Annotated in this window: 11 protein-coding genes; 6 read left to right on the top strand and 5 right to left on the bottom strand. The window is 58.4% G+C overall.

All coding sequences use genetic code 11. The features are described 5' to 3' along the window. The first annotated feature begins 1 nt into the window (after position 1). The 3 genes from ABGT66_RS01450 (at position 2) to ABGT66_RS01440 (ending at position 3,881) form a co-directional block, all read left to right on the top strand. Positions 2-766, top strand: coding sequence for a hypothetical protein (locus ABGT66_RS01450; protein ID WP_346688324.1), 765 nt, complete (start codon positions 2-4; stop codon positions 764-766). Then, positions 763-1,359: a M23 family metallopeptidase gene (locus ABGT66_RS01445; RefSeq protein WP_346688323.1), complete on the top strand. Its 597-nt coding sequence runs from the start codon at positions 763-765 to the stop codon at positions 1,357-1,359. The genes ABGT66_RS01450 and ABGT66_RS01445 overlap by 4 nt, the downstream gene beginning before the upstream one ends. A gap of 395 nt (positions 1,360-1,754) precedes the next feature. Further along, entirely contained in the window at positions 1,755-3,881 is a 2,127-nt protein-coding gene (locus ABGT66_RS01440) for a BACON domain-containing protein (RefSeq protein WP_346688321.1), read from the top strand. Positions 3,882-4,277: 396 nt separating this feature from the next. On the opposite strand, the gene ABGT66_RS01435 is transcribed toward ABGT66_RS01440, so the two are convergent. The 4 genes from ABGT66_RS01435 to ABGT66_RS01420 all read right to left on the bottom strand — a co-directional run bounded on the left by ABGT66_RS01435 (position 4,278) and on the right by ABGT66_RS01420 (position 16,045). Then, entirely contained in the window at positions 4,278-5,198 is a 921-nt protein-coding gene (locus ABGT66_RS01435; protein ID WP_346688319.1) for a hypothetical protein, read from the bottom strand. 503 nt (positions 5,199-5,701) lie between these two features. After that, positions 5,702-12,715, bottom strand: coding sequence for a filamentous hemagglutinin N-terminal domain-containing protein (locus ABGT66_RS01430; RefSeq protein ID WP_346688318.1), 7,014 nt, complete (start codon positions 12,713-12,715; stop codon positions 5,702-5,704). 332 nt (positions 12,716-13,047) lie between these two features. Further along, positions 13,048-14,631, bottom strand: a complete 1,584-nt coding sequence (locus ABGT66_RS01425) for a ShlB/FhaC/HecB family hemolysin secretion/activation protein (RefSeq protein WP_346688316.1) — start codon at positions 14,629-14,631, stop codon at positions 13,048-13,050. A gap of 574 nt (positions 14,632-15,205) precedes the next feature. Continuing rightward, entirely contained in the window at positions 15,206-16,045 is an 840-nt protein-coding gene (locus ABGT66_RS01420; protein ID WP_346688314.1) for a tyrosine-type recombinase/integrase, read from the bottom strand. 126 nt (positions 16,046-16,171) lie between these two features. Between ABGT66_RS01420 and ABGT66_RS01415 the strand changes: the two genes are divergently transcribed. Both ABGT66_RS01415 and ABGT66_RS01410 read left to right on the top strand, forming a co-directional pair. After that, entirely contained in the window at positions 16,172-16,345 is a 174-nt protein-coding gene (locus ABGT66_RS01415; RefSeq protein ID WP_346688313.1) for a hypothetical protein, read from the top strand. Beyond that, entirely contained in the window at positions 16,335-16,949 is a 615-nt protein-coding gene (locus ABGT66_RS01410) for a GNAT family N-acetyltransferase (RefSeq protein WP_346688311.1), read from the top strand. Before ABGT66_RS01415 ends, ABGT66_RS01410 begins: the two co-directional genes overlap by 11 nt. A gap of 30 nt (positions 16,950-16,979) precedes the next feature. Here the strand turns inward: ABGT66_RS01410 and ABGT66_RS01405 are convergent, their stop codons facing one another. Next, positions 16,980-18,299, bottom strand: coding sequence for a B12-binding domain-containing radical SAM protein (locus ABGT66_RS01405; protein WP_346688309.1), 1,320 nt, complete (start codon positions 18,297-18,299; stop codon positions 16,980-16,982). A gap of 412 nt (positions 18,300-18,711) precedes the next feature. On the opposite strand from ABGT66_RS01405, the gene ABGT66_RS01400 reads away from it, so the two are divergent. Beyond that, positions 18,712-19,410 carry a FadR/GntR family transcriptional regulator gene (locus ABGT66_RS01400; RefSeq protein WP_300262217.1) on the top strand — a complete coding sequence of 233 codons (699 nt, stop codon included), beginning with the start codon at positions 18,712-18,714 and terminating at the stop codon, positions 19,408-19,410. Positions 19,411-19,441 lie beyond the last annotated feature (31 nt).

Below are 19,441 nucleotides of genomic sequence, written 5' to 3'. Positions count from 1 at the left end.
TATGGACTGCGGATTCAAAGACGAAATAACCGTACTACCCTCGGCCTTCGGCGACACCGGCGTGCGCGTAAGCCGCCTCTTCCCCGACAGCCCCGACGGCACGCACGCGCTGCTGCTCCACGGCGTACACAGCAGCGCAAACCTCGGACACCGGAACAAATTCCGCCACCTCGCGGAAATCCTCGCCGCGCGCGGCGTCACGCCGTGGCTCTGCGAGACCGGCCGCGTCTCCGTCAGCCGCGAGGAATGCGACGAGCCGCTCGCCTGGATAGAAGAATCCTTCGGCGGCAAAACCTTCGGCGAAGAGCACGACGACTGCCTCGCCGCGCTCAACCTGGTGCTCGCGCAGAAGCCCGCGAAACTCTGGATATGGGGCTTCTCGCTCGGCGGCATCATCGCGCTGCTGCTCGCCTGCCTGCCCGACGTGCGCGCCGACAGAATCATACTCTCAGGCACCGGCCTCACAGCGACGCCCGAGGCCGAACGCGTAATGATGCCGATGCCCATACTCTCGACCCTGCGCTCCACGGTTGCGCCCGACATGGTCGACCACGTCCGCGCGGGCGAAGTATTCGCCTTCCGCGGCACCGAAGACGCCGTATTCACCGAGGAAGCCTGCCGCTCGCTCCTCGGCTCGATAAAAATACCCGACGAGCGCAAAAAATTCTACGCGATAGAGGGAGCCGACCATTCGCTCAAAACGCGTCGCGGAAAACACGACCCGCAGATAATGGACGAAATGCTCTCCCTGATGGATAAGCTATGAAGCTGAAAATATTCGCCGCCGCGCTGATGCTGACGGCGGCTGTCGCTTCGGCGGCCTGCGCCGCCGACATAGACTACCAGGAATTCCAGGAAGACCCGCTCGAGACGGCCATCCGCAAGCTCGCCTCGCCCGAGGGCGGCGCGTGGGACCGCGAGGTCATGCTCTCCGGCGGCGCGCCCGACATCGTCCAGGAGGTAATATGGCCCCTGCGCGAAGGCTACCTCGGGCGCGGCATCAAGCGCAAAGGACGCCGCCACGACGGCGTGGACATGAGCGCGCCGCGCGGCACGCCGATATACGCCGTGCTGGACGGCGTCGTCGAAGTAGTCTCCAACAACGGCCCGGGCTTCCGCGGCTACGGCCGCGTCATCGTGATAAACCACGGAGGCCGCCTCTGGTCGCTCTACTCGCATAATTCCGCGAACTACGTAAAAGTAGGCCAGCACGTCAAACAGGGCGACAAAATCGCCGCCGTGGGCCGCACGGGACGCGCGACGGGCAACCACCTTCACTTCGAGCTGCGCAACGCGAAAGGGACTCCGCTCGACCCGATGAAATACCTGCCCGAGGAGGGGCGCCTGCCAAGGCGCTAGGGCGGGACTTTTTGAATAACGCAAAAGACGGGCCGGCGCGCAAAACGCCGGCCTTTTCGCTCGCGGCGCAAATCGCAGCATACCGCCCTGCGCAGCGGAAAACCCCGTATAGTCAATTAACCGCATAAACAAGATAAACAATATCTAGTCATGCCGCGCTCCGACGCGGCATCCAGCGGCTTGTGTATACACGACGCATGGAACAAAAGTCGCTAGGTCCCGCGTCAAGCGCGGGACGACAAATTATGTCGTTTTTCTTGTAAAGTTAAACCACTATAAATCCACTCCGTCGCGCCGCGCGGTAAAAAAATATATAATGATCGAAAATCAAAAGATTGCCGAACCGTATCAAAAACTTGGCGTACACTCCAACTGACGGAAAGGAACGTGACTCAATGGGCAGGCTTTTTACAAAGGAAAAACTCAAAAACTGCTGCCTCTCTCTGCTGCTTGCGGCGCTCGTCGCGGCGGCTGGCGGCTGCGGCGGAGGCTCCGACGGCACGGCGCGCGAGAAGCTCTACGTCGCGGGCGAGCTGCACGGCGGCTTAGCGGACGCGCTCTACACGCTCGCCTGCTGCGCGCCGTACGGCGGGCAGACCGACGCGCCGCTCCTCATTTCATACGAGGACGGCGAGGGCATAGACGACCAGACCGCGGACGACGCTCGCCGCGTATTCGAAGCGGGCTACGCCGTCGGCATAGAGCACGCGACCGCGGACGAAGTCAACGAATTCCTTGAGGCAATGGGGTTCGAGCCGAACTTCGTCATGCCCGAGAGCGGCGAAAGCGAAGACGGCACGCAGCTGCCGGCCTACGACTACGTAGAATTCTTCGGCATCAAGAACATCGACGGCGACGTGCTGAGCTACACGACCCTCGCCGCCGAAGAGCCCGAGCCGCTGGACATAGAGCCGGATACGATATACATATCAGTGCCGAAGGACGAACTGGAAGAACTGGAAAAGATAGGTTACGAGATACCGACGAGCGCGGATATCGACGATGTAACAAGCGGCGACATCTGCGTCGAAGTGAGCGTGGACGAATATCTCGAAATCGCCGGCAACCCCGAGCCGACGGCCGAAGACCGCGAAGAGATGACGGCGCTGGAACATGAGCTTGATGAGTACGGATGGAGACTGAAAGAGAACGGCGACGGCACGTTCACGGTCATAGATAAAGATTGGAAGCCGGTGACCAAAGAAGAATTAAAGAACAAAGGCGTTGACTTCCCGACGGATACAATCGACAACGATATACTTTTTGAAGACTTGATAACCGTCGAGGACGAAGCCGAGCTCGACCGCGTGATGGCGGAAAGCATAATCGAGTGGCTCTTCTCGACCGACATACAGGCCGCGGAAACGGCGGCGGAAAAACAGGCCGTCGCCAAAGCGCTCAACGCCTCCAACGCTGCGGGAGACGACCTCAAAAAAATATCGCGGATGTACCGCAAGACCTTCGACGCATCTACGGTACACGGACATATCTTTAAGATTTTTGTCGACGTTTACGCCTGCCATACGTACAACGCGGCGGGCGGCGATGAAGAGCGCGACACGGACTGGTACTTTGTGAAGCAGTCCGCGCAGCTCAACCCCTCCGGCGTTTACGGCATAAGCAACAGCCCGACGGACAGTTATCCGGCGCTCGTATGGGGATATACCGTCTCCTACTCCTTCGACAACTGGCTCGTCGACGAAAAAGGTGCGGAAATTACAAACAACGCGGAGCTCCTCGTGCCGAAGCCCGACAGCTCAATAGGCTCGACCTCGGAAAGCGAGGGCGCTTCGTTCAGCTTCGGAGGAAACTTTGGCTTCTCCGGCTTGGCTGCGTCGGGCGGGCTCAGCGCGGGCGGCGGCTTCAGCTATGAAAAAAGCTCCACCGTCTCCGACTGCCAGGTGGAAAACCGCTCGCAGGGGCTGGGCGGCGCAAAGCGCGCGGCGTGGACGTATTCCTTCTCGCGCCCGCAGACCACGGGACATCCCTTCATGTCCTACAACAAGTTCAAAGAGCCGCCCATCGCCTCCAGAAGCCTCTTCTCGCCAGTGAACCAGTGGACGTGGCAGATTGCGCCGGGTGCGCGCGACGCCGTCACGGGCTTCAAATTCAGCTTCAAGTGGATAAGCGGACAGTCCTCCAGCGAACGCTACGCCTTCTGGATAAGGACTGACGCCGCCTCTCACTGGGATTACATGACCGACACGACGACCTTCTACGTCCCCTTCGACGCGATAAAGCCGCCGCTCATAGCGGCGAACAGCGTCGATGTCAACGCCGCGGAGCAAACTGTGACTGTAGACGTAGGCACATGCTATAAATGGGAAGCGAAAGTCACCGAGGGCGGAACGTGGTGCGCCATCGACAGCGTCAAGGTAGATACGAACGGCGGCGACAACTACATGCACCTCGACGTCGACCGCAACGACACGGGCAAAAGCCGCACTGCGAAGATAAAGCTCTCGACGACGGACAACACAAACGCGAGCTGCGAAATAACCGTCTACCAGTCGAGATATTAAAAACAGCCGATTAAATAAAGACGGCGGCGCGGGACGAACCTCGCGCCGCCGTCTCTTGTGTCCGCCGCGGAGATTCCGGCCAGAAGACTGCCGGAATGACGTAGTCTATGTCGCCCCGGCGATTTCCAGGCCGGGGCCTCCCGCATAGAACGTGAGGCTGCGCCGGAGCGTTTAAGCGCTCTGCCGTCTCTAACGTTTACCGCGGAGATTCCGGCCAAAGGACTGCTGGAATGACATAGACCCTATGTCGCCCCGGCGATTTCCAGGCCGGGGCCTCCCGCATGAAACGTGAGTCTGCGCCGGAGCGTTTAAGCGCTCTGCCGTCTCTAACGTTTATCGCGGAGATTCCGGCCAAAGGATTGCCGGAATGACATAGTCTATACCTATGCGCCGCCGCTAAATCCCCATGACCGCCATGCAGGCGGTCATCGCTATCACGCTTATGACGATGGAGATGGAGCCCGCGAAGCCCGCCATGCCTGTGTCGCCGCCGCATTTTTCGGTGAAGATGGGGCAGAGCGCCGAGACCGGCGAGAATACGACCAGCGCGAGAATCTGGCGCGTGACGAGCGGGAACGGCGTGTAGAAGTAGAAAAGCAGCGCGAGCGCGGCGGATGCGGCGTAGCGCACCGCGAGCGTGGAGAACACCGTCCACAGCTCCGCGCCCTTCGTCTTAATCTCTATCATAAGGCCTATCATGAACATCGCGGCGAACGAGTTCGCCGCGCCAATCGGCTCCGCGAGCGCGACTATGCAGCGCGGCACGCCGCTGATGAAGGTCACCCATACGAGCGCGACGATGTAGACGACGAACGGCACCGTCGAAAAAACGCGCTTCACGAACTCTTTCATCGTCGGCCGCGCCTCGCTGCCGAGCGACGGCATCGCGGAGACGAGCGCGTAAGTCCCGCCGCATGCGAAGAGCGCGTTCCCCATGTCGAACATGCAGGTGACGAGGATGCCGTAGGGGCCGAGCGCGCCGCCGATGTACGGCAGAGTGAAGGTCCCTATCTGATAGCCCGGCAGCGCGAACATGTGGAAAATCTTGTCGCGCCGCGTCGAGCGCACCGACATGAACCATGACACGCCGAGCACGACGGCGTTGCAGAACGCGCCGAGCGCGATCACGGCGAAGAGAGAAAAATCCTGCTTATAGCTGCCGAAGCCCGTGATGATCGCGGCGGGCAGCGTGATATTCAGACAGAGCTTCGCGACCGTGTCCGCGTCGCTCTTTGAAAAAAATCCCGCGCGTTTCAGCGCGTAACCCAGCAAAATCATAAAGACGGAGGCCGCGGCCCTCTCAAGCGGCGTTCCCATCGCCTCATCCCCTTACGCAGATATCAAAAAATTCGCCGCGCGTCCGCGCGCGTCTAAAAAATTATATACCATAAGGGCGCGAACGGCGCGCCGCAGAATATGGCGGCTCAACTTCATAAGAAAAAACGACACTTCGTCGCCCCGCGTTCCGACGCGAGGGCCGGCGGCTCCGGATTTCGCTGCTTGACGGTATTCAAAGACGCTGGATGCCGGGTCAAGCCCGGCATGACGATGCGGCCGTATTTCTTTGTGAGTCACTATAAAACCGGAGCGGCGATAAAGCCGCTCCGGCACCGTAAAGCGCTTGCGTGCAACATAAGCGTTTCAACTCACGCGCCCGCGCGGGGCGCGACAAAAATATCCGGTGCTTCAAACTACAGGTTCACGCCGTCCGCGCTTACGGAAATCGAAGCGGCGGGGCGGGGATTCCGCCTCCGCCGCCTGTTTTTCGAAAAGGCCGCCCGCCCGCGGGACGGACGGCCTGGAGGTTGGTGCGCCGTGAGTTACAGAGCTTCTTCGTGAACCATGCCGCCCTCGTGGAAATATATCTCCGCCTTGCGCTCGCGGAAATTCCGCTCGCGGTCGCCGCCGCGGTGCAGCCAGTGCAGGTAGCCGGCGTTGTGCTCGAAGAGCGGTACGATGCTGTACCTCACGTCGATGTCGTAGCCGAGGTTGTTCGGGTTGAAGAGCGCGCCCTCGCCGCTCGCCGCAATCTGCGTGGAGTAGAAGGCGAGATAGTCCTCGCCGAGCTCCGTATTCGCGAGCGCCACGAGCAGGGCGTTTGCTTTGTAGTAGGCTATCAGGTTGTCGCCAGCGACGACGTAGCCCTTGATGGGCAGGCTCATCGGATAGCCGGTCTGCACGAGCTCCGTGTCCGCGCTGTATCCGGCCTGAGTCAGGAACACCTTCAGCATCGGCGTCGACCAGCCGTCGTAGTTCTTCCACGCCGAGCCGAAACCGAAGCCGCTGTAGAAGCGGCTGAACATTCTCTCGGCCTCGGAGACGAACCGCGCGCTTCCGTCGCCCGCCGCGAAGGTGTAGACGTTCGACGCCGTGCCTTTGTTGATGTCTATCAGCCTGCCGGTCGTGTTCGTCGCGTAGACTCTGCTTATAACGCCCGTGTTCGTGCCGACCGCGTTGCCGCCGCCCGACACGCCCGTCGTGTTGTAGCCGTCGGTCAGCGTACCCGCGTTGAATCCGACGAGGCCGCCGGCGTTCGACGCGCCGGTGACTTCGCCGTAGACGGTCGCGCCGTTCTCGAACGCCGTCATTATCGTGTTGAAGACGCTGCTGACGCTTCCGTCGTTCTGTCCCGCGATGCCGCCTGCGTTATTTCCCGTCGCCGTGACAGCTCCGGTGTTGTAGCCCGCGTAGAGCGCGCCGCCTTCGGCGTTATGGCCGATAAGCCCGCCGACGTTGTCTGTGCCGCTGACCGCGCCGTTGTTGTAAATCTGATACTTATAGAGCGTCATGCCGTTCTCGCCGGTCCCGCGCCCGCCGGTTAGCGTACCGGTGTTGTATCCTATCAGGCCGCCGGTGTTCGCGCCGCCGTTGACTTCGCCGCTGTTGGCGAGCGTGGAGTTAGCGATATTACCGCTGTTGTAACCGAAGAGGCCGCCTGTGTTCTCGTTCTCGCCCGTTGCGATAATCGTTCCGTTATTCGTCAGCACGGCGTATTCGATGTCTCCCGTGTTGGTGTGGAAGATGCCGCCCGCGCCGCCGTCCGTCGCCGTTATCGTGCCGTTGTTCGTGACGCGGAGCGGGTTGTCCGCGCTGCCCTTGAGCAGGCTGCTGTTGTTGTTCTCACCCGCGAGGCCGCCGACGTTGCTCAGTCCCGTCACGTCGCCGTTGTTGACGAGGCTGCCTGTCAGCCATCCTGTCTCTGTGTTCTCCCCGGCGATGCCGCCGACGTATGTCGCGTCCTTGGCTTCTACGTTGCTTTCGTTCGTCGCGTCGGTTATTATGCCTTTGTTTTGTCCCGCGATGCCGCCGAAGTACTGTGCGTTCGTTCCGTCTGCCGTCTTTAGGACGAGCGTTTCGCTTGTGACTTTCTCTATAACGCCGTCCTGCTCGTTGACGCCCGCGATGCCGCCGACGTACTGATTGCCGTAGACCGTACCCTCGTTGACGAGGTTGTTGTCGCTCGTTATCGTCCCGGAGTTCGTCCCCGCGATGCCGCCGACGTTGGCGCTGCCGAATATAGCCGCGGTGACGGCGTTCGAGAGATTTTCAAGCATACCGCCTTTCTTATTCGCGCCTACCATGCCGCCGACGTAGTCCTTGCCGTTGATGGTGCCGGTGTTGCGGCCGCTGTCTATCGTGCCGCTGTTGACGCCAGCGAGGCCTCCGGCGTAATCGCCCGTCGCGGTTATGCCGGTCGTGTTGACGGCGTTGGTTATATTGCCGCTGTTGGTTCCCGCCACGCCGCCGACGTTATCTTTTCCCGTCACGACGCTTTCGTTGTAGAGGCTGTACATCTCGCCGCTGTTGTCGCCCGCGATGCCGCCGACCTTATCGACGCCTTCGCCGTTCGTTACGCCGAGGCTGTTGGCGAGGTATACTTTTCCGCTATTTTCGTTTTTGCCGACAACGCCGCCGATCGCTGTCGCATTGCCGTTAGTGTCGGACGTTACCGCGCTTTCGGCTGTGACGAAGGTGCCTTCCATCGCGCCGATTGTGCCGGTGCCGGTGTTCGTCCCCGCGATGCCGCCCGCCGTGCCGCCGTTCGTTATGACGGAGTCGGAGGCCGCGCTCGATTCAATCGTTCCCGCGTTCGTTCCCGCGATGCCGCCCGCGTGCTCGGCTTCGACGCGGTTGCCGAAGGTCGTGACGCCGGTTATCGTGCCTTTATTGTTCGCGGCTATTACTCCGGCGTTGTCGCCGCCGAAGAACTTCGAGGCGTAGACGCGGAGGTCCTTGACCGTCCCGCTGAGCGTGCTGAATATGCCGGAGCTCGCGCTGTCCGCGTCCGTCGCCGAAGCGTTCAGCCCGATGATGCGGAAGCCGCGCCCGTCGAACGTGCCGGAGAAGCCGTCATCTCCGCCTATCTCTTTGTAGTCCGTCAGAGCCGTCGCGTCGATGTTGTCCTTGAGCGCGAAGTTGTAGCCGAGAATGTCAGTCTGTCCTGAGTGCGCTTCCGCATATTCCTGTATGCCTTTGAGCTGGTCTGCGTCGCTTATCCAGATGTGCGTCTTTGACGCGATGTCTCCGAGGCCGAGGATAGCTTTGTCGAACGTGTTATCAGTGGTATATTTGTCATCATACTGTTTGAGGTCGAACGCGCTGCCATTCCACATATCAATAGCGATTATCGCGTCGTCGTTCGCACTGTTGAGGGTTATCTTATGAACGCCGCCCTTTTTATAGTTGGCTAGGAACGCGTGCAGTTCTTCTGTACCGTTGTCAAACAGCCCGTCGCTGTTCGCCTTCGCTATATTCGTGATGTCGAGCAGAACTTCGCCGCCGGCGCTCAGATTGATGTCGCCCGTCGTGCCGGTCAGGTCGCTGTCGACGTAGACGCTGCCGCCGTTCAGCGTACCGTCTTCCTGTACGCCGCCCTTTACGGTGAATTCGCCCGCGGTGCTGACGCTTCCCGTGCCGAGGTTGCCGTAGAGCACCTCAGCCGCGCCGGAGGCGTTGACGGTGATGTTGCCATCGTCTTTGGCTTTGTCTGTCGTGTATGTAAACATATCGGAGACGGATTTCATAGGCTTGTTGGGGTCGTTGAGGCCTGTTGTGTCCATTCTTCCTCTCGACGCGCCGCTGATGCCGTCTATCTCGGTTGTCTCGCCCTGCGCCTTCGCGGTGAGGCTGCCTATTATCTCAACGTTTTTGCCCGTGATTTCGATACCGCCGTTCGTCGAGGTAATTTCGCCGTAGGCCGATATGTCTCCGCCGTTTGTGAGCGTCACCGACGAGCCGTAGAGCTTCGAGGCCGAGCCGAGGTTGAAGTTCGTGCCTGTGCCGTTCATTGCGAGCGCGTGGTCGCTGAATATCGTGCCGCCGAAGTAGCGTCCGTCGCCCGCCGACTCGAAGTTGTTAATCGTCAGGCCGCCGCCGTAGACGGCAAGGCCGCCCGCGCCGTAGAGCCCGAGGTCGCCCCAGTTGAATGTAACCCCGTCTATATTGTTGGCGTCTTCCAGATTGAGTATAGTGAGCATCGGATTATAGGCGGTGCCGTACTGCACCGTCGCGCCGGTATCTTTAAGCTGCGCTTTCCATGCGTCTGTAGCGGCCATGTTTGGTGTGAAGACGTTCAGTATCGGCGTACCGTCTTCGTAGAGACGCCATGCGCCGGAGTTGACGGTCCAGTCATTAGTTTTATCAAGATTATTCACAAGAGTATTATCGTTGGCATCTTTGAGTTCGTATTTGTCGGCATTGCTCTTGTCTTCGTATTTAACGACGTTGATACCTTGTAGACGTGCCTGTACGCTGAGGTCTTCGAACTTAGACTGTGCTGTGTTTTCCAGATTCTCCGGCGTTATGTAGTTGGCGTTGGTAATATTATTTGGATCTCCTCCGCTTCCGTATATTGCGCCGAGCGTTTCGGTTGTGCTTTTGTATTCATTGCCGTCAGCGGCTGTTAATGAAGCTGCGTAGAGGTTGCCAAGAGTATATACATTGTCAATCTTTAGATTGTTTGTAATTCTTCCTGCGATACCTCCGACATGGTGCGAATACGCATTCCCGCCTGTTTTGGAATCATAGAGATATTGCGCGAAACTTCTTATCGTGCCGAGGTTGTAGGCATAGGAGAGACTTTCCGCACCCGCTCCGGCGTCGCCGACGATGCCGCCGACCTGCGACCTCTTGTTTTCCGCGTCGAAGTTCTTCACGGTTATGTTGCCGGTGTTGAAAACATTGGATATTTTCCCTGCGAACCACCATCCGGCAATCCCGCCGACGGTGCTGTAGCCGTTGTAGATGTCTCCGGTGTTGTAGGCTTTATCGACAAAACCGGAGAGACGGCCTGCGATGCCGCCGACATGGCGGCCGCGGAAATAGAAGTTTTCATCGCCTATCTGCCCCGCGTTGTATACGTCATAGATTATGGCGCGCGCTTCGGATTCTTCCGACGTATCGCCGACGATTCCGCCCATATTGAGCGATTCTTTTTTCTTGCTGTTCTCATCCACCGTTCGCGTTGCTTTCAACGTGCCCAGATTGTAAGAACCGGAGACGGACCCGTTGAACATCTGCCCGATAACTCCGCCGACCCCCGTATATCCGCGCACGTCGCCCGTGTTGTATGAATTGGAGACTGTCGCAGTTTCTTCGCCGTCTTTTATTTTTTGAAGCATTTCAGGCGTGCCGTTGGTCTCACTGCTGATTTTCCCGATGACGCCGCCGACGTTCGCGGCCTGCGCGGTGAGCGGTATGCTGTTCCCGGTAATTTCGGCAGAATGTACCGTGCCGCGGTTGCCGGAGTTTTCTATTTTCGCATTATCGCCGAAGATGTAGCCGACGACGCCCCCAATGTTGCCGATGATGAAATTTTCATTGCCGTCGCCTGATACACCTCTGACCGTTTCTCTTGCAAAGTTGTCGTCTATGCGCGCTCCGGTTGCCGTTATGTCGCCGCCGTTGTTCACGCCGATGCTTACAGTCGAGTCCCCTGTCAGGAAGCCCGCGACGCCGCCGACGTTGTGCGCGCCCGCGACGGTGTTTTCTTTGTTTTCGGCGTTAGTTATCCTCGTGTCCTCAGCGCGCCCGACGATGCCGCCGACGTTGCCGGCATTGTAGTAAGTGCCGGTAGCAATATCGCCAGGAGTCTTTAATGTCGTAACGTCGCCGGTGTTCTCCGTATCGGATATTGCAGAATTACTTGCATTACCAACAATACCGCCGGTGTTTGCTGTGTATATGTCATCTACAAATCCCATGGTGTTTTCATATACTTCTAATTGCTTCTGACCATTAGGTTGCTCTATCCATGCAGCGTCGCCTTTGTGGTACTGGTAAGTCTCTGTCGTGTGCCCTTCCGCCGTGACGTTTCCGTGGTTCGCGGCGTTGGTTATCGTGCCGCCGGAGAGCGTGCCAGCGATGCCGCCGACGTTGTAGTCGCCGGTGACGTTGAGCTGGTTGAATATCTGGAAGGAATCGCCGCCGATATGCGCGCCGTTCGTCGCCTGTCCGGCGATGCCGCCGACGTTATGTCCGCCCGTGACGCCGCCGAGGTTGTAGCTCTCGCCGGAGAGCGAGCCGCCCATCATGTAGCCGACGATGCCGCCGACGTTTGTGGAATTTACTTCACCTTTTATAGTCCCAATGTTTTTAAGGCCTGACATTGTCGTATCGCCAGCATAGCCGACGATGCCGCCAGTTCCGCCCTCGCCTGTCCCGCTGACGGATGCGGTGTTTGTGATGTTTTCTATGATGCCGCCGCTTGCTGAACCGACCGCGGCGCCAACGTATTTCCCACCGGATATCGAACCGCCGTTGAGCGTGAAGTTTCTGATATTCGCTTTATATGTTGAACTGAAAAGCCCTGCATAATCGTCTGGATTATTAGTTGTATCGATATGCAGTCCGAAAATGCTGTAGCCAAGACCGTCAAAATTCCCATAAAATGTATCGATAGGTTCAAAACGGTTTGTTGCTTCCGCCGTCGCGTTTGCGTCAATGGAGTTGCGGAGGGCGTAGTTACTGTGTGTGTCAGTGTCCATTGCTTGCAGCTCGTCAAGGTCATGCACCCACATGTAGCCGTCGACAGTTTCAGACTTGCCTTCTTTATTTGTAACGGAGAATTTTTTAGCTTCGGCGTTGTTGTAGCCTGTCCCCTCCTGATACGCGTCGTAGCCGAGGACGACGTTGTTCGTATCGGTCGTTTTTATGTTAAGTATCTCTGATAGGTTTTCGACCTTCTGCATTTCGCCGTCCTGCTCGGCGTATATTCTCTCTGTGTCGAGGACTATTCTGCCGCCGTCGAAGGTGACGTTCTTCGCGTTGACTATCGCGCCGAGGCTCATGAGCTCGGCGTTGGTCGCCGCGACGGATGGCCCTTGTATCGCGTCTATTATCTGTTCTTTCGTTGACCCTTCATCTATACCGTCAAGGGCGCTTCCTATATCCTTGTTCGTCACGTAGAGGCTTCCGACGTTGATCTGCGCGGAGTTGCCTATCTGGACGCCCGCGGGGTTGGCTATGAATATGTTGCCGCCGAGCGCCGTGAGCTGTCCGTAGATTTCGGATATCGGGCCTCCGTTAGCTACGTAGTTGAGGGAGTTGAAGCCGTTGGGTAAGTTTTGCGGCCCAGTGAAGATGACTGATGCGTCAGCGCCGATGGAAAAGTTCTCCCATCGATTGACTGCGGTCTGTGTTTGCTGATTAATTGTCATTGTATTGCCTGGGCCATATACAGGATTATCAACTGTGCCAATAACACCGAGTTCCCCCGGTGTCGGCAGCTGCGTGTTCGCCGGTATGGCGTACAGCGGCTGCGCGCCGGTGAGCGAGGTGAAGCACAGCAGTATCGCGTATGCTATCGCTTTAAGGATTTTGCGCTGGTGTATCATTTATGTTTTTCTCCTCTCTTACGATTTTGTATGTTCCCCGCCGGTGCGGGGCGGCTTATGTATCGCGGTTTCCCGCCCGTGGTTGGTGCCGTCTCGCGTGTCTCTGCCTGCCTTACGGTTCTCTGCCGGAGGCCCCGTACAGAAAATTTACGGGGCGACATGAGATGCTCACGATTCCCTGCGGGAGGCCCCAGACAGGTGCATTCTGGGGCGACATAGAGAGTGGGGCGATATGGCGGCGGCGTCGCGGTGGCGCGGCTTCCCGACTCCCGTGAGCTTCGGCGTTTGAAGCCGCTGGATTCCGCGTCGAAGCGCGGAATGACGGAAGACGGCTAGAAAATCTTGTAGACCTGGAACCAGAGGCGGTAGTCGTCGTCGCCGCCGTCGCGGTCGGGCAGGCCGTTGATTTTTCTCGCGAAGTCGAACTGCGCGTACCAGTCGTTCTGCTTTGAGTAGCGCAGGCCGAGGCCCCATCCGGCGAGGTGGTATATGTCGCCGGCGTAGAGGTCTTTCGCCGCGCCTACGTCTATGAAGGCCGCGAGCTCGAGGCCCGGGACGCCGAGCGCGTAGCGCAGCTCGCCGGTGGCGGTGTAGGCGGAGTCGCCGTAGTAGTCGCCGTTGGCGTATGCGCGGACGCCGTTGATGCCGCCGAGGAAGAACTGTTCGCTGCCGTCAAGCGGGCCGCTCGCGAGCTGGCCTCTGGCTCTGACGCGCGCGTTGAATTTGCCCCAGTACCATATCTTTAATATGTCCGCGGTGAATTTGTGGTAGCCGCCGTCGTAGTACGCCCCGCCGTCGGTCGATATGTCGCCGTACCAGTAGATGAGGCTGTACTGGAGGAACTGGTTGACGGAGTAGCGGCTGCCGCTGAGGCCGACGTGCCAGACGTCCGCGTCTTTGTCGCGGTCGTAGAGCTTGAGGTCGTATCTGCGCCAGCGCAGTTCTTCTTCTATGTCGCGGCGGTCGTAGCCGTAGATGAGGGTGAGGCGGTCGGATTTGCTGCGGTAGAGCGGCGTGAGGCCGTAGACGCTGACGCCTTTGGATTTTCCGACGTTGTCGAGGTTGATTATGCCGGAGTTGTAGCTGTTGAAGTCGTAGTTGGTCTCGCTGTAGGCTATGCCGAGGCGTGTGCCGCGCGCGCCTATCGGCATTTCGTAGCGGACGCTGTAGTTTTTGGTCTCTTCGTCCGTTATCATGCCGCTGACGATGATTTTATCGCCGGTGCGCGATGGGTTGTTTATCTCGGTGTTGAAGCCGAAGCGGTAGCGGCCCGAGTATTCGCTGCCGCCGTTGTCCGCGAAGATGTAGTTGTTCCACATCTTGCGCTTCTGCACTTCGATGTCTATTTTCGTCGTGCCGGGCTCGGAGCCGGGGCGGAGTATCGCGCGCGCCCGGACGCCGGGGAGGTCGTTGAGGTTGTTCATCGCGGTTTCGAGGCGGCGGTCGGTGATGACGTCGCCGTGCTTGAGGTAGCTAATGTAGCGGTTCAGCGTCTTGTCGTAGATGTCCGACGAATTGACGGTTATCTCGACGTCGTCGTATTCCGCGACGTATATGCGCACTTCGAGCTCGCCGTCTTTAATCTCCTGTTCGGGGACGACGGCGAGGGGTATGGTGTAGCCGCGCTCGCGGCAGTAGTTTATGATTTCGTCGGTAAGTGATGAAAGCTCGCGGACTTTTACGCTGCGCCCGCAGTATTTCGCTGTTATCGCTCGCAGCTCGCCCTTTTCGTCAAGCACGGGATATCCGGTAAGCTTGATCGTCTTGATGAAGAATGCGGGGTCTTCCTCCGTCCCCGTGTTGCCTTCGCGGTATTCCTCGTGCGTCTTGACTTCCTTCTGCTCGACTTCGATGTCGGGCGTCCCCGTGCGCATGTACGGGTATACGCGGACGGCGTCTTCGTCGAAGGTCGGCAAAGGAGAATCCCCGAACGCCGGCGGTACGACGCTCAGGGTGAAGAGGATAATGACACAGCACAACAGTCTCTTCACTGTCTGACACCTTCCCTTTATGTAATTTTTTGTTACATATCCGCGACGCCCCGGCTTCGGAGCCGTCAGCCACGGCTTCGCGGCTTGCTGCATTAACGGTGGTACAGGAACAGAGGCAACTGAGCTGTTGTGACATAATTTTGCTTATGTATACTCTCAGGCGAGAGCCTTTACATAATTTTGCTTACGTTGCTCTTTAAATTTTTGTAACGGTATTGTAATATAAATGAGAAGCGTGCGCAATATAGATAATAGCATTTTTTTAGCTTTTGTGAAGGCTTTAAAGGCTGCACGCATCCGTTTTCCGCGGTCTCGCGTCCTCTGTGCGGTTATCGAAAAAGCGTCGGGGGATTTTGATTTACAAATTCCATAGGGGAGCTTTCCCGTTTTTTCTTAAAAAAGCCTGCATATTCCGCTTTTCTATCTGTTTTTCATAAAAAATACGTATTTTCGCCTACCCGATCACCTCACATATCAATCTTATTCAACATAAGCAAAATTATATTACCAGCTTCATTTTGTCGAGCTGGCGCAGATGTTCGACGCCCGCGGTGATTATGTATAGGCGCGTCGTCTCTACGCTGCTGTGGCCGAGCAGGTCTGCGAGCTTTGAAAGGTCGCGCTCGAGCGCGTAGTAGGTGCGCGCGAAGAGGTGGCGCAGGTTGTGCGGGAACACCTTGCTCGCCGCCACGCCGGCGCGCGCGCCGAGCTTTTTCATCTCGTACCATACGCGGTGGCGGCTGACTGGGCTGCCGGTCTTGTCGGTGAATATCGGGCCGCGCGCTATGCGCCGCTCCGCCGCGTAGCGCGAGAGCTTGCGTACAAGCGCCGCCGGGAAGAGTATTCGGCGGCATTTGCCCTTGAGCATGAGCTCGGCGCGCCCCGCGCGGACGGCCTCGACTGTGACGAAGGCGAGCTCCGATACGCGGATGCCGGTCGAGCATATCGTCTCCATCATGAGCGTGAGGCGCGTCTTTTTTTCGCGGCGCGCTGTCGCGACGAGCTTCTCGTACTCCGCGCGGCGCAACTCGCGCCGTTCGTCGCAGAAGGCCGCGCGCTGGCGTTTGAGAAACTTCGCGCGCCACTCGGGACGGCCCGCGAAGGTGAGCAGGCCGTTGACCGAGGCGAGCATGACGTTGACGGAGGAGCTCGCGTACTTGCGCGCGACGAGCTGCTCCTTCCAGCTCAGCACGACGGCTTTGTCGACGGCCTTGTCCGGCGGCAGAAATTCGTAAAAGCGCAGCAGGTCGCGGCGGTATTTGTCAATGGTAGCCGCGCCGCGCTCGTCCTCAGCGAGACGGCGAAGATAGTCTTCAATAAGCTGCGGCGTTAGTGTCATGTGGATCATCCTTTCTTTGTTGTAATGTGTGTTTTATATATTACCTGCTCCGCCGCAAAGTTTGCAGCGGGCGGCTGCGTATAATATAATCTATGGTGAATAAGAAGCAAGAAAGGAGGCGGCGTCATGAGCTGGAGGTTTACTACGAACGTTGAGATACTGGACGAAGCGGATTCGCGCCGCTTCGCGGAGAAAGTGAAGAGCCCCCGCCCTCTGGGCAAAGAACAGAGCCGCCGGCTCAGAGAAGCTGAGGAGCGCCTCGCCCGGTGTAAGTTTATACATATAAAAAATGGCCAATAATCGGGATTTCGAAGTATATAAAATCGGGGATGTCATCCCCGATTTTCTCGTATCGCCCGTTGGTTCGTTTTCCTGCGGCAACGAGGAGCTTGACCGTTTCCTTAAAGAGAGAGCGTGTCTTTATTGCCGTGAATCGCTCGCCGCTACGTTCTTGTTTTTAGCCGAGAGAAACGGCGCAAGGACGGCGGCGGGATATGTGAGCATATGCAACGGCTCAGTATCACGGAAAATATTCCATAATGCGCATTGCAACAACAATCCGGTTTCAAACAGAAGATTTCAAAGAACCGTCCTCGCGCTGATAGACGAATCCAAATATATGCAGGAGTATCCTGCGACAAAAATCGCGCGTCTTGCGATAGATGAATCGTTTCAGCGCTCGGGGCTCGGCTCTGTCATCGTCGCCTATGTGCGCAGAATCGCGCTTGAAAACGAATGCGCCTCGCGTTTTATTACCGTGGACGCAAAAACCGAGACCGGCGCGTATAAGTTTTATCGTAAGCTTGGCTTTGAATATTTCGTGGAGGCGCACGAAAAAGAGGATTTCGGCGACAGGGAAACCGTGCCGATGTATCTTGATCTTTTGAGAGAATCAATTCAATAAAACATTTATTTAATCTTATATTTCCGCATATTACAGCCTCCGCTTCGTCATGTCCTTGAGCTCCTGGAGTTCTTCCGGCGTTATGTCGCGCGAGAAGTAGGAGCAGTAGACGGAGTTGTTTTGAAGCAGCGGCTCTGTGCGCAGCTCGGGGAGTTTTTGCGCGGCGGCTTCGAAGAGCGGCGTGCCCGGGATGGGGGAGAACTCCGCGAGCTTTGGCACTCCGCCGTTGTCCCAGACGAAATTTATCGTGTCTTTCACCGATCGTATGTCCTGTCCAGGAAGTCCCGCGATGATGTATGTTTCGCAGTCCTCGGGCGCGTAGCCGGCGGCGCGGAGGTTTTTGACCGCGGCTGCGTATTCGCCGCGGGCGACTTTGTCGGAGCTTTCCCGCGCTATCTCCGGGTCAATGCTTTCCAGAGAGAGGCGTATCGTTTTGAAATCGCTTTCGGCGAGCGTCTGCGCGCAGCGTTCGTCTATCTGGCGCACGTGCAGGCCGTTCGGTGTATGCAGGCGCAGCCCGCCGCCGTACCTTGCGCGGAGCTCCCGGCATAACGGGTAGAAGAATTCTTCTTTTCCGAGCAGCAGCGCGTCGTCGTAGAATGCGATGTCGCGCGCGCCGAGCGCCGTCTGATATTCGATTTCGGCGAGCGTTTCGGAAAGGGAGCGGCGTCTGTAGCGCGGCCACAGAATACCGGAGGCGCAGTAGGCGCATGAGAAAGGGCAGCCGAACGACGTCATCGATACGCCGTACTCTATCGCGCCGTATAGATCCATCGCGGGGTATGGCGCGCCCGGCTCGGCGCGCCCGCGCACGAGGCAGTCCGCGCCGAGCGCAGCCGCGTGCGCGGGGCAGAGCGACGCGTAGACGCCGCCGAGGACGATTTTCGCCGCAGGGAAAATTTCGCGCAGCAGCTCTATAATCCACCTCACGCCCAAATACCAGTAGGTCATCACCGACGTTACGAGGATAACGTCGGGCGTTTCCATGCCCGCGAGCTTCGCGGCGATTTCCTCGCGCGCCGGGCCGAAGTGGAAGTAACGGCGGCGCACCGCGGCGTATGGCGCGGGCTTTTCTATTTCGTGCTTGGCCGTTTTCTGCCGCCCGTAGGTTTTCAGCCCCGCGCGCGCCTCCCATACGCAGTCGAGCAACGCGACGGAGTTTTCCGCGCGCAGGCTCTGGAGCAGGTAGAGCAGGCCGAGCGGCTTCGACCAGAGGTCCATGAAGGCGAAGTCGCGCACTGGCGGATTGACGCCGAGTACACGCGCGCCGCGCAGCGCGAGCAAGTCTTCCTGCGTGACGAAGGCCGGCGTCCCGGCCGTAAATTTATTGGTACGGACATAAATGTTCATCGTCGTCCCGTTCCCTTCCTTATTAAGAGCGGCGCGCGGAAGCTCCCGCGCTCCGCCGCCGCTTCATGGTACACCGCGCGCGGCGCTAAATCCAGCGCCCGCGCCCGAAATCGCGGAAGGCGCGCAAAATTTAAGACCGGTCTGACAATATGTGAAAGAGTGTGCATTAGCGCGCACCGCATAAACCGCGCGCCCTCCCGCCGCGTCCGGCAAGGCGCGGCAATTTTTGCGAAAGTATGATAAAATCGGACGCAGAGCGAATATGCGGCGCGTTCACAAATCGTAGGATTTATTGTTCGCGTGAAGCGCCGTTAAATTTTCGGATAATTTAGAGTTTTAATATTCGCTTGCAAAGCCGCTTGTAAAGTGGTATATAGTAGACTGGGCAACCCAGTTAGGAGGTTTGTTCACAATGATGGAATCACCAGTTAAGACTACGAGAATTTATGAAAAGGTTGTGGAGAAGCTCAAGGAGGAGATCGCCGACGGGCGTCTGCTCCCGGGCGACCCGCTGCCCTCGGAGCGCCAGCTCATGGAGACCTTCGGCGTGAGCCGCAGCTCGCTGCGCGAGGCGTTCCGCGTCATGGAGCTGCTCGGGCTCATAGAGTCGATAGCGGGCAAAGGGCGTTTCGTGCGCCAGCCGCGCGAGATCGCCGAGGACCAGCGCAAGGGGATTCAGCTCGAGGACTCGGCTATTCTCGAGCTGATGGAGGCGCGGCGCATTCTCGACCCGGCCATCGCCGGCGAGAGCGCGATGCGCGCGACGCCGTCGGACCTCATGCGTCTGCTGCGCGTCATCACGGCGACGGAGGAGCATCTCGCGCTCCCGCGCGACCGCGCTCAGGCGGACTTCGACTTCCACCTCGTGCTCGCGGAGGCGACGCACAACTTCGTATTCGTCAACATCACGCGCATGAATTTCGACTTGATACTCGCGACGCACGAGAGGATTTACAACCTGCTCGACGACAAGGGCGCGTTCCTCAACGAGCACCGCGAGATGTACGACGCCATCCTCGACCACGACGCGGAGCGCGCGCGCGAGGCGGCCTCGCGCCACATAGACAGGATTTACCGCACGCTGCACAGAGGCATCGCGGCGGGCATATAAATAACAAAAGAGACTGAACGGGAGGAAGAAG

Origin of the sequence: uncultured Cloacibacillus sp. (assembly GCF_963926575.1) — a bacterium.
In the GTDB taxonomy this organism is placed as follows: domain Bacteria; phylum Synergistota; class Synergistia; order Synergistales; family Synergistaceae; genus Caccocola; species Caccocola faecigallinarum.
This window is presented reverse-complemented; position numbering and strand designations above follow the sequence as displayed.